The organism is Polynucleobacter sp. AP-Jannik-300A-C4, from assembly GCF_018688335.1.
Lineage (GTDB): Bacteria > Pseudomonadota > Gammaproteobacteria > Burkholderiales > Burkholderiaceae > Polynucleobacter.
Window position 1 is genome coordinate 1152148 of record NZ_CP061316.1, and the last position, 12882, is coordinate 1165029.

8 protein-coding genes are annotated in these 12882 nt (G+C 47.1%); 5 read left to right on the forward strand and 3 right to left on the reverse strand.

The window, feature by feature from the left end; genetic code table 11:
- Positions 1-116 precede the first annotated feature (116 nt).
- Both FD975_RS06025 and FD975_RS06030 read right to left on the reverse strand, forming a co-directional pair.
- On the reverse strand, positions 117-3641 hold the full coding sequence (locus tag FD975_RS06025) for an exodeoxyribonuclease V subunit beta (RefSeq protein ID WP_251371146.1): 3525 nt from the start codon (positions 3639-3641) through the stop codon (positions 117-119).
- Positions 3638-6628: a PD-(D/E)XK nuclease family protein gene (locus FD975_RS06030; protein WP_215301048.1), complete on the reverse strand. Its 2991-nt coding sequence runs from the start codon at positions 6626-6628 to the stop codon at positions 3638-3640. Before FD975_RS06030 ends, FD975_RS06025 begins: the two co-directional genes overlap by 4 nt.
- Positions 6629-6778: 150 nt before the next feature.
- On the opposite strand from FD975_RS06030, the gene trxA reads away from it, so the two are divergent.
- The 5 genes from trxA to FD975_RS06055 all read left to right on the forward strand — a co-directional run bounded on the left by trxA (position 6779) and on the right by FD975_RS06055 (position 12320).
- Positions 6779-7105 carry a thioredoxin TrxA gene (trxA, locus tag FD975_RS06035; protein ID WP_062309025.1) on the forward strand — a complete coding sequence of 109 codons (327 nt, stop codon included), beginning with the start codon at positions 6779-6781 and terminating at the stop codon, positions 7103-7105.
- A gap of 235 nt (positions 7106-7340) precedes the next feature.
- Positions 7341-8603, forward strand: a complete 1263-nt coding sequence (gene rho, locus FD975_RS06040) for a transcription termination factor Rho (protein ID WP_015421283.1) — start codon at positions 7341-7343, stop codon at positions 8601-8603.
- A 145-nt stretch (positions 8604-8748) separates the two neighbouring features.
- The gene (locus FD975_RS06045; protein ID WP_015421284.1) at positions 8749-9093 is read left to right on the forward strand and encodes a type B 50S ribosomal protein L31; all 345 of its coding nucleotides are present in this window, start codon (positions 8749-8751) and stop codon (positions 9091-9093) included.
- Positions 9094-9197: 104 nt separating this feature from the next.
- Entirely contained in the window at positions 9198-10925 is a 1728-nt protein-coding gene (locus FD975_RS06050; protein ID WP_215301049.1) for a glycosyltransferase family 39 protein, read from the forward strand.
- A gap of 3 nt (positions 10926-10928) precedes the next feature.
- Entirely contained in the window at positions 10929-12320 is a 1392-nt protein-coding gene (locus tag FD975_RS06055) for an MATE family efflux transporter (RefSeq protein WP_215301051.1), read from the forward strand.
- A 42-nt stretch (positions 12321-12362) separates the two neighbouring features.
- Here FD975_RS06055 and FD975_RS06060 read toward each other — a convergent pair whose 3' ends face one another.
- Positions 12363-12875, reverse strand: coding sequence for a hypothetical protein (locus FD975_RS06060; RefSeq protein ID WP_215301053.1), 513 nt, complete (start codon positions 12873-12875; stop codon positions 12363-12365).
- Between the last annotated feature and the right edge of the window lie 7 nt (positions 12876-12882).

The following is a 12882-nucleotide window of genomic DNA, read 5'->3' on the forward strand; positions in this document are numbered from 1 at the left end:
TCTAAGTAATGGTATTAATTTTAGTAAATATTTTATCGAAGGAGTAAGTCTAATTGAAGACAGCAAGATGCATGGGTAAAACTAGCAAAATCCAAAGATCAAAAGGTCTGGACACCCTAAGATATCTCGGCGATCTCACCCCAAGCAGAGATTAAGTAGGCCTTAGCCGGCTTATCCGGCCGAATTCTGCCCAACTCTTGTTTGTAGTTATTGAGTTGTACGCTGTACTTGTTATATGCCTCACTGCCCACCTCTGGGATTGTGAGCTTGTAATCGAGGATAGCTAAGTGATCATCAAACTCCACTAGGCGATCTAAGCGAAAGCTCTTTCCCTCTAGGCTAACAACATCAATTTCATTCCAAGCCTGTACCCACTGATTTTCTGTGAGGTAAGGTTTCAGTTTGGGTGCATCCATCACTATCTGCACACGCTCTGTCAGTTTTTTGGCGTGCTCTTGATCAATGCTTAACCAATTCATGAGCTCTTGCTCGCTTGGCATTGGGCTGGTTATTTGACTACCTGAGTGCGCAGTTAAGAATTCCAGCAGTTTATGGAAATGGGCACCCTCTTCCAAAATTTCTGGGTCGGGTTGCTCTACCGATTGCGCTTGCTCTCTTGCCTTTTCAGCTATAGCTAGTGCACCGCTTTCAATATTGGCAATGGTTTCTTGATGGGCTTGTTTAGCTGCATCCCATGACAATTGAAAATGATTTATTTGGAATGGTTCGCAACCGCTGGAATCAAGCTTCTCCTGACCGTGAAGCGGCAGCTCACCCAACTGGGTCATATCCAATGTCTCCATGCCTGCCGCAAGCGCTCTGCCATACCAAGATTTTTGGCTAATACCGTCTTTGATATGAGATTGAACACCACTAATCCATAAGCCTTGCTGTGCACGAGTCATCGCTACATAGAGGACGTTCCAATTTTCATTCTCACTGACTTCATTCTCTTTTTCATAGATTGCTGCACGCTTCTCCGTCAAAGACTTTGCGGTATATAAAGAAAGATGGCTTGGACTAGTCTCGTCTGGCGACCAATCGAGCAGTACGCCGCGATTAGGTGCCCTCCACTCCGTATGGTTAGCATCGAGCATGATGACAAATGGGGCCTCTAAGCCCTTAGCCCCATGAATTGTCATTAAGCGCACGCGCTTGTGCTGATCCTCCTCAGACATCTCACTGTCGAGATCTACTTCACCAATATCGTCATCAGCCTCAGCCTCTACATCACCCTCATCCGGAGTCTCGTCATCATCACCTCGTCGCATCGCATTAATCTCTTCGATAAAGCGACTCAAGCTCGGATAGCGACCACCGTCTTGATTTAAGGCAAGCTCTAAGAATGCATCTAAATTAGCTAACACCTGTGCACGCGCGAGATTTTGAGAGGCCACTGCATAACTGACTCGTAAATCACTCTCTTGATATACGAGATCAAGCAAGTCATGTACGGGCAAGACTTCACCTAGACTCCTCCAACGCTCTAAATAGCGTGCTGCCCTTTGTATGGGCGCATCGACGCTACTCTGTAAGGCATCCCACCAAGATGATGAAATTTGAGCTTGGTGTTGACTTTGGATATCACCTACATGACTGCTAAGCGACTGCATTTGCTGCTCAGTAAAACTAAAGATGGGGCTACGTAGCACCTGCGCTAGTGGCAAGTCATGCCTTGGGGATACTAAGACAGTAAGTAAGGCAATTAAGTCATCGATCTCTAGCGTATTTAAGAGGCCACCCAAGCGGGAGCTGTCGTAAGCCAAGCCCGCTTCGCGCAGTGCTCGCTCAAATTGCGGCAAATAGGCTCGGCGTTTGACGAGCAATATAAAGTCACTAGCCCTTGCTGGACGCCAATACTCTTTGCCATCTGTTTTATCAATTACTTGGCGTGTTGCCAGAACATGATGAATCAAACGACTTACCTGTTGACCCTCCCAATAGCGCTGTTGCACTCCAACAGTCAGCCCCAAATCCTCAATCGGATTATCCAAAGCACTACCGGTGCGTTCAGCCTGATCCTCTTGTTTGCGCTCAATCAGTGGCAATAACATCGCCTCGCCTTTGACAGCATATTCTGGTTCAGCCATACCCTCCAATGGCGGCTTCCAATCTGTACTCTGCTTAGAGAATTGGTAACTTGCAGGAAGAGATTGGGATAAAAAGATGCTGTTGACGGCCTTGTTAATTGCGTCGGCATTTCTGCGGGTGGTGTTCTTCTCCAAATACCTAGCCTGCATGGTCGCTTCCAAAAACTTCTTGGCACTAGTAAATAGTCTGGGGTCAGCACGCCGGAAACGATAGATCGACTGCTTCGGATCCCCCACAATAAAGACGCTAGGTCGAGAGCCATCTTGTCCATAACCTTCGAGCCAGGATCGCAGAATCTGCCATTGCAGCGGATTAGTGTCTTGAAACTCATCAATCAGAATGTGGCTGTACTTGGCATCTAGTCTTGCTTGAAGATAAGCAGCATTAGACGGATCAGCCATTAACTGGCTCACACCAATCTCTAAATCATCAAAGTCACGCACACGCATGGACTCTTTTGCTTTTTGCATATGACCCAGCATAACTTCACTCATTGCAAACCAAGCAGTGTTGATTGCATCAGCATCTTGATCATTCTGCCAAGGAAACCATGCCTGATAGGCGTCTACCCAAGCATTTCGTATGGAGGTGATCTGCATCGGGTCGCCACCAGTCGCAGCCAGATACTTCTGCATGGGTGAGGACATATTGGCGATATCGTCTGCTGGAGTGCGCTTTTGGGTTAAGAAGCAGCTTTGCCATGTACCTGCAATTTCCATGACAGAGCCTTCTGCCGCGTGAAGCGAGATCGCCTTCTGAATCAGCGGCACCCTTTTCTTTTGAGTAGCAGTACCGTTACTGAAGCAATCGAGCATCACTTGTAAATCTTCTGCAGTGCCAGGGCGTCGCCAAAATTCTTCTAGCGGGTTTGGCAAAGATAAATGGGGTAAGCATTGCGCTAATGCATCGACTGGACTAATGCCCTTAGCCTTGCAAGAAACCAAGAAAAATGTCCAAGCGCCCCTTTGCTTAAAGAGACTGTAATTACCCATCAAAAACTTGTCAGTTTCAAAGGCTCCAAACTCTTTGAGTAACACGTCATAGTGTTTTTTAAGATCAGCAGGTAAATCGCCCCACCAATCTTGCATGCACTCTTCTTGCAAGCGCTTAGCATCTTCACGAAGATTAAATCCAGGCTGGACTTCTGCGGAGATTGGCGCCGCTCCGAGAAGTTTTCCAAACCATCCATGAAAGGTATCAATCACTATCGATTGAGGACTCATTAATACTTTGAGATATAGCGCTCTTGCTTGCGGTAATAATTTCTTTGCTTCCGCATCATCCAAACCCCTGATCTTGAGCTCATGAATAAGTTGCTCATCAGTCATATTGGAAAACTGTTCTAGCAATCCGTATAGACGGTCACGCATTTCTTGGGCGGCCTTACGGGTAAAGGTCAACGCCAAAATCTCTTGGGGCTTTGCACCAGCTAGCAATAAACGCACCATGCGAGCAACCAAGAGCCAGGTCTTGCCACTGCCTGCACAAGCAGAAACAATTACCGAGTGATTCGGATTGCAGGCTATGGCGTAATCAAACTGATCGCTCACCACATCCCCTTCCTGCAGATACCTCTGGCTTCGCAATACTGGCAAACGCTATCAGGCGCAAACGCTTTCATGGGCTTGCGTGCCCATAAGACTTGGAGATCATCGCTGAGTTGCTCTGAAAATTGCGCCATCATCTCTGGCATCTGCTCAACCGGATAGGATCTAACAATCTTGTCCTCGGCTTTCTTCAGATCTGCTTTTAAGGACACCCACTCGGCTTGCTCAATGTTACGACCAGGAAGATGCGCTGCGATGGCATTCTCATTAACAGCTCGGGCATAAATTAGTAATTGAGGATCATCTAAGAGATGATCTGCCCGCTTCTTGATTTTGTTAATGCCTTGGTTTTTGTAATCAATCACTGCTGCGACAGTGGAATTATTGGTATTGATGTCAAAGCGGTCAGCGCGCCCCGCAATCTCAATCTCTCTTTGCACGCCATCTGGATCAGTCAACGTCACCATGAATCCAACAGGCAACTCGGCATCGTGATACTGCCAACCCTCTGCCTCGCGCTGGAGTTGCCACTCTACAAAACTAGGAATCTGCTTTTGCCAATCACGCAAAGTACCCGTGACTCTGGCATCACCCTTGATCAAGCGCTCAAACTCTTTTTCTGAATACTTGGTGAGATGTTCACGCATCCACTCACGACGAGCATCTTCGCCTTGATGAATACTCGAATGGGGTTTTTGCTCTTCTGTTTTTAATGCCTGGAAGAAGTTCTTTAGTAAAGCATGTAAAACCTGCCCAGCCAATGAGGCATCAAAACCCTCTTCGAATTCTTTGGCCTTACGCAAACCCAAGATGCTACGCACGTAATAACGATAAGGACAATCTCTTAATGCTTTATAAGCACTAGGAGACATGCTGATCGGCAAAGCAATATCTGGGCTCACCGTTGTAACCGCTTCTTGCAGTGGGTCTGACAGGCTTGAATACGTATCAGGCTTCGCCTCTAATATCGGCCAATCTAGTAGTTGCGTGCGTAGGCGACTAATCCAAGCTGATGGTCTGAGTGGTTCACCGCTTTTGCTTTTACTTTGCCAAAGCAAATCGACTTGTGGGCAAGAAATCAGTAATTGCGAGAGATCTCTAGCCTGCTGAATATATTGCGCCGTAAGAGTTGAGGCTTTTAGTAAACGATTGAGCGTATCCGAGAAAAATAATGGCGGCTCAGAAAACGCTGGTAACTGTTGCTCATCGCAACCCACTAAGACAACGGCATCAAACTCACGTAAGCGTGTTGAGCTCAGAGGCAGAATGCTTAAAGTAGCCTCAGCTTGCTGACCCACCTCTTGATAGGAGGCCTCTTCAATAATCGTCTTGAGTAGGCTTAGCCATTCTGGCAAACGCATGCTGATCTGTCGGTAAGCTCCTGCGCCCAAATCAAAGGTCTTGAGTACTTCGAGTAATTGCTTACCAGCGGAGTCTTTTTCAAGTTCTTGTGCCATCCCCATGGATTGCAAATTAGATTGCAGGAGTGCATAAGCATTTTCACAATCAAGCTTGAGCTCCAACCACTGCGCATGATGTCTTTGCAATAACGTAAGTAACTCTAAGAGTGATTCATGGGGTACGGTGCCACGAGATGAATAGGCATTAGCTCGCTCAATCGCAATCCGAAAGGTTTCCCAACCTGACTTTGCTTGGCTTGCAATCAATATATCTTCAAGCTGAGCAACTAGACTGACACAAGCTTCTGATGGTTTATGTAAGGTATGAGCAAGATCAAAAAATGGGTTTTGCAAAAACTCCAGTAAGGCACTTGCACTAGGCCCCTCCTTAGGAGAGCGAATCAACTCCAACCAACTATTGAGCGATGCTGCGGCACGGGTGGTCGAGAGCTTCCAACCGGTCTCATCACGAATACGCAGACTTGGACCAAAGCGCGACAACAATGCTCGCGCCCTTCTTGCAGCTAAACGATCTTGTGCAACTAAAGCAATATTAGTTTTACCTGCAACTAAATGGGCTTCAATTGATTTGGCAGCCGCCCAAGCTAATTCTTCAAAACGTCTAGCGGCTAGCAACTTCCAACCATCATGAAAGCTTGCTTGAATGTTGCGATCAATAAGGGTCTGCTCTTCGCCATCTACTGCTTGAAGCTGCCCTTCAGCATCTTGCCCAGCTAAGGCCTCAGACCACAGCGCCACTGAATGCCAATCCATTCCAATATTGATAACGGGCGCACACTGTGAATACTCATGCAAATACCGAGACATCAACTCTTGATCAATTGGTTTGGGACCAGCCGTCTCCACCCAGATCAAAGGTCTTGCTACAGATTGATTAGTGCTTGCAGCTTGCAGATGAGCGGCTAATGCGAGATGCTTGCGCATGACAGGATCACCAGGACTACTAAGGTAACGCCAGAACGCCAATAAAACGGTGGATTCTTGATCAACGACCTGACGAGATAAACCAACATAGGCCTTAGCAATCGCTTGATCCAATAGTGTTTCTACTTTTTTAACCCACAACTCTGTATCCATAGCTTGGTTTTGCGCTAGGGAATTGATCTCACCTTGCATCAGTGGCACAACCGACTCTGACAATAAATCACATGCATCGATCACCGCTTGTGCCAAACCCCAAGCTCCAGCTTCACTCTCGGCCTTAAACCAGCTTTGCAATATTTTGTGTTTGCGTAGATTGATGTACACCGATAACCAACGCTCTAAATCGGTTTGCTTTTTAGGAAATCTCCATGCACCTGGCGCCGCTTCTAGCCAATCGTTAAAACTCATCACCTGGGGTAAGAAAGCAATATGACTCGGCAGGTCTTTAGGTCGATATTTTTCTAGGGCGGCTCTCACCCCCATTAATGGGCCCGCAGTACTCAGAACCACTAAGGGGCGCCGCTTTGTTTGCATCGCACAATCCCAAATACCCTCGGCAAGCGATTTCAGGGCACTGGCATTAGGCGCTATTGCCCAAGCATGTGGCTGCTTTTGCTCTTTTAGGGTTGGAAATGGGTGCGACATGCTGAGTGGGGTGGTGTGTCTAGGGCTGGCTTTTGGGTTATTTTGTGAGCGGATTATGAGAATTTAGGCAGAAAGTGTGGCTTATTGCTAATATAAGCGTTGTAGTGCAATAACTATATAAAACTAAATAAGACTAATTAAGGAATTTTCATGAGTGCCGGCATCAAATATGTAACTGACGCTTCTTTCGAGCAAGACGTTCTCAAGTCCGATAAACCTGTTCTCCTCGACTTCTGGGCTGAGTGGTGTGGTCCTTGCAAGATGATCGGCCCTATCCTTGAAGAGCTGGCTGGTGAGTATGGCGACAAGATCCAAATCGCAAAGATGAACGTAGATGAGAACCAAGGCGTTCCTGCCCAGTTCAATATTCGTGGCATCCCAACATTGATCCTCTTTAAGAACGGCACTGTTGCTGCTCAAAAAGTAGGCGCTTTGGCTAAATCCCAGCTGACTGCATTTATTGATAGTCATCTGTAAATAGTCCAAGATCACAGGTTCACTGGGTGAGCCTGTGGTTTTTAGCTGTTTTTAGTGTAGTATCTAATTCATCGCACTTTCAGTGCTCCGATTTCTAGCAAGATTCCCAGTAATTTCCCTCCCCCTTCTTTTTTAGCAAACTCCCCAAAATTCTGTTTTTCCAATCTGTCTGATGTTCGTCTAGACAGCGATACCTCAAAACACATTTACATCCTTATCTACACCCGAGAACCACATGCAATTATCTGAACTCAAAGTCCTCCACGTATCCGCTCTGCTTGAAATGGCAGCCAGCCTGGAGATTGAAAATACGCAACGTATGCGCAAACAAGAGTTGATGTTTGCCATCCTCAAGAAACGCGCCAAGGAAGGTGAATCCGTTTTCGGTGACGGCACTTTGGAAGTGTTGCCTGATGGCTTTGGTTTCTTGCGCTCCCCAGATGCCTCTTATATGGCTTCTCCGGACGATATCTACATCTCCCCTGCTCAGATCCGCCGCTTTAACCTGCATACGGGTGATAGCGTTGAAGGCGAGGTTCGTACCCCTAAAGATGGCGAGCGTTACTTTGCCCTGGTTAAGGTAGACAAGATCAACGGTTTGCCTCCAGAGGCTTTAAAGAACCGCATCATGTTCGAGAACTTAACGCCTTTGCATCCAAATCGCGTTGTTCAATTAGAGCGTGATATCAAGGCTGAAGAGAATTTAACTGGCCGCATCATCGATATGATCTCCCCGATTGGCTATGGCCAGCGTGGCTTGATCGTGTCTTCACCTAAATCCGGTAAGACCGTGATGATGCAGCACATTGCGCATGCGATCTCTGCAAACAACCCAGATGCGATCTTGATCGTATTGTTGGTAGATGAGCGTCCTGAAGAAGTTACTGAAATGCAGCGTTCTGTACGCGGTGAAGTGGTTGCCTCTACATTTGATGAACCAGCGGTGCGTCACGTACAAGTTGCTGAGATGGTGATTGAAAAAGCCAAGCGCTTAGTGGAGATGAAAAAAGACGTCATCATCCTGCTTGACTCGATTACCCGCCTTGCTCGTGCTTACAACACCGTGATTCCTTCATCTGGAAAAGTGCTCTCTGGTGGTGTGGATGCCAACGCATTACAACGTCCAAAGCGCTTCTTCGGTGCAGCGCGTAACGTGGAAGAAGGTGGCTCACTCACCATCATCGCTACTGCCTTGATTGAAACAGGTAGCCGTATGGATGACCTGATCTACGAAGAGTTCAAAGGTACCGGCAATATGGAAGTACACCTTGAGCGTCGTTTGGCTGAGCGCCGTGTTTACCCATCGATTAACCTCAACAAGTCCGGTACGCGCCGTGAAGAGTTGCTGGTTAAAGCTGAAAACCTCCAGAAAATCTGGGTTTTACGTAAATTGTTAGCCGATATGGACGATATCGAGGCAATGAACTTCATTGTTGATAAGCTCAAATCCACCAAAAATAACGGTGAATTCTTCGATTTAATGCGTAAGGGCGGTTAATTTAGGCTCTCAGAGTCGGTAAAAGTGGGCTTTGTTGTTGATTTCATGGCATAATTTCGCTTTTACCGCTTTAATAATTTGCATTTAACTGGGTAAGTATTTGGGTCTTTGGACCTAAACGGCTGCCTGCTAATAGGACTTAATAATGAAACCTGGCATTCACCCCGAATATCGTGAAATCGTCTTTGTAGACGTTTCTAATAACTTCAGCTTCAAGACTCGCTCCACTATGTCTACTAAAGAGACAATCAAGTGGGAAGATGGCAATGAGTATCCATTGGCCAAGATCGAGACTTCATCTGAGTCACACCCTTTCTACACTGGCACCCAGAAGATTATGGATACTGCCGGTCGTGTTGAGAAATTCCGTCAGAAATTCGGTACTAAAGCTGTTGCTAAAGCTACCGGTGATGGCGCTGCTAAAACGGCTGAGAAAAAAGCTGCCGCTGCAGAAGCTAAAGCTGCTGAAAAGCCAGCTAAGAAGAAGTAATAGACTTACTCTACAAAGGGGCTGGGGTTTGGATATTCAGTATTCACCCTCCCCTGCGAGATAATCAAGGCAGCGTTTGCTGCCTTTTTTATTGCTAGTTTTCTATGGTCAAACTCACTGCCGCTGCTACCACCTCTATTCCACGCATCATTATTTTTGCGTTGACTTTGGTCTATGGTTTTGCCGGTCTTTTTGCACGCGATCCTTGGAAGAATGAAGACGCCATCGGATTTGGTGGCATGTGGACTTTGCAAAGCGGCAAAGCACTCGATTGGATTGTTCCGCATCTTGCAGGACGCGATGTTTCCCTGGGCGCACCCTTTCCTTACTGGCTAGGTGCCACCCTCATGGATCTCTTTGGTCCTTTGATTGGAATGGCCAATGCTGCACGTCTCTATGCAGCAATCTGCTTCTTCGCTGCTGCTCTCGCTATTTGGTATGCGACTTACCTATTAGGTCGTCGTCAAGAAGTTCAGCCCATGGTCTTAGCGGTGGGCGGTCAGCCTGGTCGTAAAAACTATGGCATGACTCTGGCTGATGGCGCGCTATTGATATTCTTGGCTTGCGTCGGTCTTGCACAACGTGCACATGAGACTACACCAATGATGGCTCAACTGATGGGCATCAGCATTGTCTTGTATGGCACAGTGCGAGGTTTAGATAAGCCTTGGCAAGGTGGCTTATGGACTGGTCTTGGCATTGCGATTGTTGCACTCTCCAGCAATCTCACACTTAGCTTAATTGTTGTCAGCTCCACCATCATTGCGGTGATTGCGAGTAATGCGAAATTACGCTTTCGTTGGACTTTAACTAGTACAGTTTTAGGCTTGATTGGTTTTGCGATTTGGCCCGCGCTTTGGTACCTAGGTAACATCACTCCAGAGTGGCGTCATATAGCCGAAGAAGGCTGGCGCAATATGCCAGAGATGCGTGCAACGCCTTCCATTGAATCCCTCGGATTTTTGAGCGTTAACTTCTGGGCTTACGCTTGGCCAGTTTGGCCGCTAGCCATCATCTCTCTTGCCCACTGGGGTCGAGTCAAAGAAGCGGGTCAATGGCGTGCGCCGCATCTGTGCATTCCGCTAAGTGTATTTATTGGTTGCTTGATTTATGTTCTCTTCCGCCTTGAGGCGAATGAACATGACCTCATCATTTTGATTCCGAGCCTGTCGATCATCGCTGCATTTAGCCTGCCAATACTCAAGCGTAACCTCATCAGCTTTATCGATTGGTTTGCGATGTTTAGCTTCACCATGATCGCTTTGGCCATTTGGATTATTTGGCTTGCAAAAGTGACTGGCTTTCCAGAATCGACAGCCGCCAATTTAGCAAGACTGCTGCCAGGCTTTCAGGCGCAGTTTGATTACTTTGGTTTTGTGATTGCCCTCATCATTACTGGTGTGTGGTTAGCGATTGTGCGCTGGAGAACATCGCGCGCTCCAAAAGAAATCTGGCGCTGCCTGATTATCTCTGCGTCTGGAACCACCTTGATGTGGGTTTTATTGATGACGCTTTGGTTGCCAACAATTAACTATGCAAAGACCTATCGCGATGTATCTGATCGTCTGGTGCAAATGATTGCCAACACACCAGGGTGTATCGATACTAGCAATCTAGGTCCAGCACAGTTAGCTTCGTTTAGTTACTTCACCAAGCTTCCACTACGAGATGATCCTAGCTGCAATCTGATGCTGACACACAGCTCCTCAGAGGCTAAGGCTTACGCTAGCCTCAACAAAAAGAAAATAGAATTACTTTGGGAAGATCGCCGCGCATCTGACCGAGATGAGCGCCTGCGCCTCTATCAAATTACCCCTGCTGGTAAAGAATAAAACGTGCTGCACTTTAAATTATCGCGTTTGCGCGAGGATATTCCCTCTCTACTAAAACTCGCTGGTCCCCTACTGATTGGTCAGCTTGCAGTCATTACCTTTGGTGTTTTAGATACCGCTATGACTGCACGCTACTCCGCTGATGACTTGGCTGCCTTAGCAATGGCCTCCGCCATCTTTATCAGCATCTATGTTGGTCTAACTGGCGTCATCTCTGCCCTCGCCCCAATTGCAGGGCAACTCTTTGGTGCCAAGCGTTATGGCGAGATTGGTGAAGAAGTGCGTCAAGCCACTTGGCTAGCAGTAGGTCTGACTGTATTGGGTGGCGCCATTTTGCTCAATGCCGATCTTCTTCTGCAAATCTCCCAAGTCACACCAGATATTGAAGGTAAAGCGAAGCTGTATCTCAATATTCTTGCTATTGGCTTACCAGCAAGCATGGCAATGCGGGTTCTCATGGCATTACACAACGCTGTCTCCAGGCCAGCAGTGATTACCGTGGTGCAACTGATTGGCTTAGGCTTAAAGCTCCCGCTCAATCTCCTATTTATTTATGGTGGCCTGGGCATTGAAGGTATGGGCGGCCCAGGTTGCGCAGTAGCTACTGTCATCATCAATTGGTTTTGGCTCATCATCACTCTGGGCTTTGTGCTCTTTGATGGCTTTTACAGGCCATTTAAGATCTTTGCACGCTTTAGCTGGCCCGACTGGCATCGCATCTGGACACTCTTGAAATTGGGTGCGCCTATTGGCTTTAGTTATTTAATAGAAGTGACCTCATTTACTTTCATGTCACTCTTTATTGCGCGGCTAGGCACTACTGCTTTAGCTGGCCATCAAATTGTGGCTAATATGGGAACTGTAATTTATATGGTGCCACTATCTCTGTCGATTGCGACAATGACCTTAGTATCTCAATCGATTGGCGCCGATAAACAAGAACGTGCTGAGGAAATTGGGTGGTCCTCGGTATTCTTCACAACCACTTTGTGTGTTGTGATTGGTATCGCAGTCTGGATTTTTAGAGTGCAGCTTCTGGAGTTATACGATCCGCCAGAAGAAGTGAAATTATTTTCCATTCCACTCTTTTTGTTTATCGCCTTTTATCAAGTCTTTGATGCCCTGCAGATTACAGCAGCTTTCATACTGCGAGCCTATCGGATTGCCTTCTGGCCAATGGTCATTTATGCCGGCTCACTTTGGGGTGTGGGACTTGGGGGCGGCTACTTGATGGGCTTTAATGTTTTTGGCAATACACCAGAGTTCTTACAGGGTGCTAACGGCTTTTGGGCTGGTAACAGTATGAGCCTAGGATTAGCTGCACTCCTCTTGCTCTACCTCTTTAGAAGAACGGCGGCACGCTTTGAGAAAACGCATCCGCCAGTTGAGGTTTAGTCGAGATTCAATTCCAGTAAACAGGTTTACTGGATTGGTTTCTTACTGAATTGGCTTGAAACCATTCGGCGGCATTGATGGCTTGCCTTGTGGAATGTTGTATCCATTATTACTACTGCTTCCAAAGTTTTGAGTTGGATAGCTAGGAACCTGATTCCCTTTGGAATACATACACTGTTGGTAGGCAATGTTGTATTGAACTTGAGCTTGATTTTGTTTGCCAGAAGAATTCATGGCACCCATAGCGGCACCACCGAGCAAGCCAATGCCTGCACCAGTACCAATGTTCTGGCTACTTCCACCCTGAATCACTGCACCCGCTGCTGCACCTAAAGCCGCACCAATGGCTGCACTAGTCGCACCCTCTTTGAGCGCTGCATTACTAGTATCTTTAATTGCATTCGCAGCAAAATCACGACACTGTTGATCATCCTGCTGAAAGACTTCAAAAGGCTTCCCTTCGCGCGGCATGATTGCGATCGTTGGGCCAGTTGGTGCGGATACGCAAGCGGCTAAAGAGCTGATGATGGCTAAAGTCAGTACAGCACGTTTCATATGGATT

Coding starts and splice junctions, on each gene's coding strand:
- FD975_RS06030 (WP_215301048.1), bottom strand. CDS start 6,628: ATGTCGCACCCATTTCCAACCCTAAAAGAGCAAAAGCAGCCACATGCT.
- trxA (WP_062309025.1), top strand. CDS start 6,779: ATGAGTGCCGGCATCAAATATGTAACTGACGCTTCTTTCGAGCAAGAC.
- rho (WP_015421283.1), top strand. CDS start 7,341: ATGCAATTATCTGAACTCAAAGTCCTCCACGTATCCGCTCTGCTTGAA.
- FD975_RS06045 (WP_015421284.1), top strand. CDS start 8,749: ATGAAACCTGGCATTCACCCCGAATATCGTGAAATCGTCTTTGTAGAC.
- FD975_RS06050 (WP_215301049.1), top strand. CDS start 9,198: ATGGTCAAACTCACTGCCGCTGCTACCACCTCTATTCCACGCATCATT.
- FD975_RS06060 (WP_215301053.1), bottom strand. CDS start 12,875: ATGAAACGTGCTGTACTGACTTTAGCCATCATCAGCTCTTTAGCCGCT.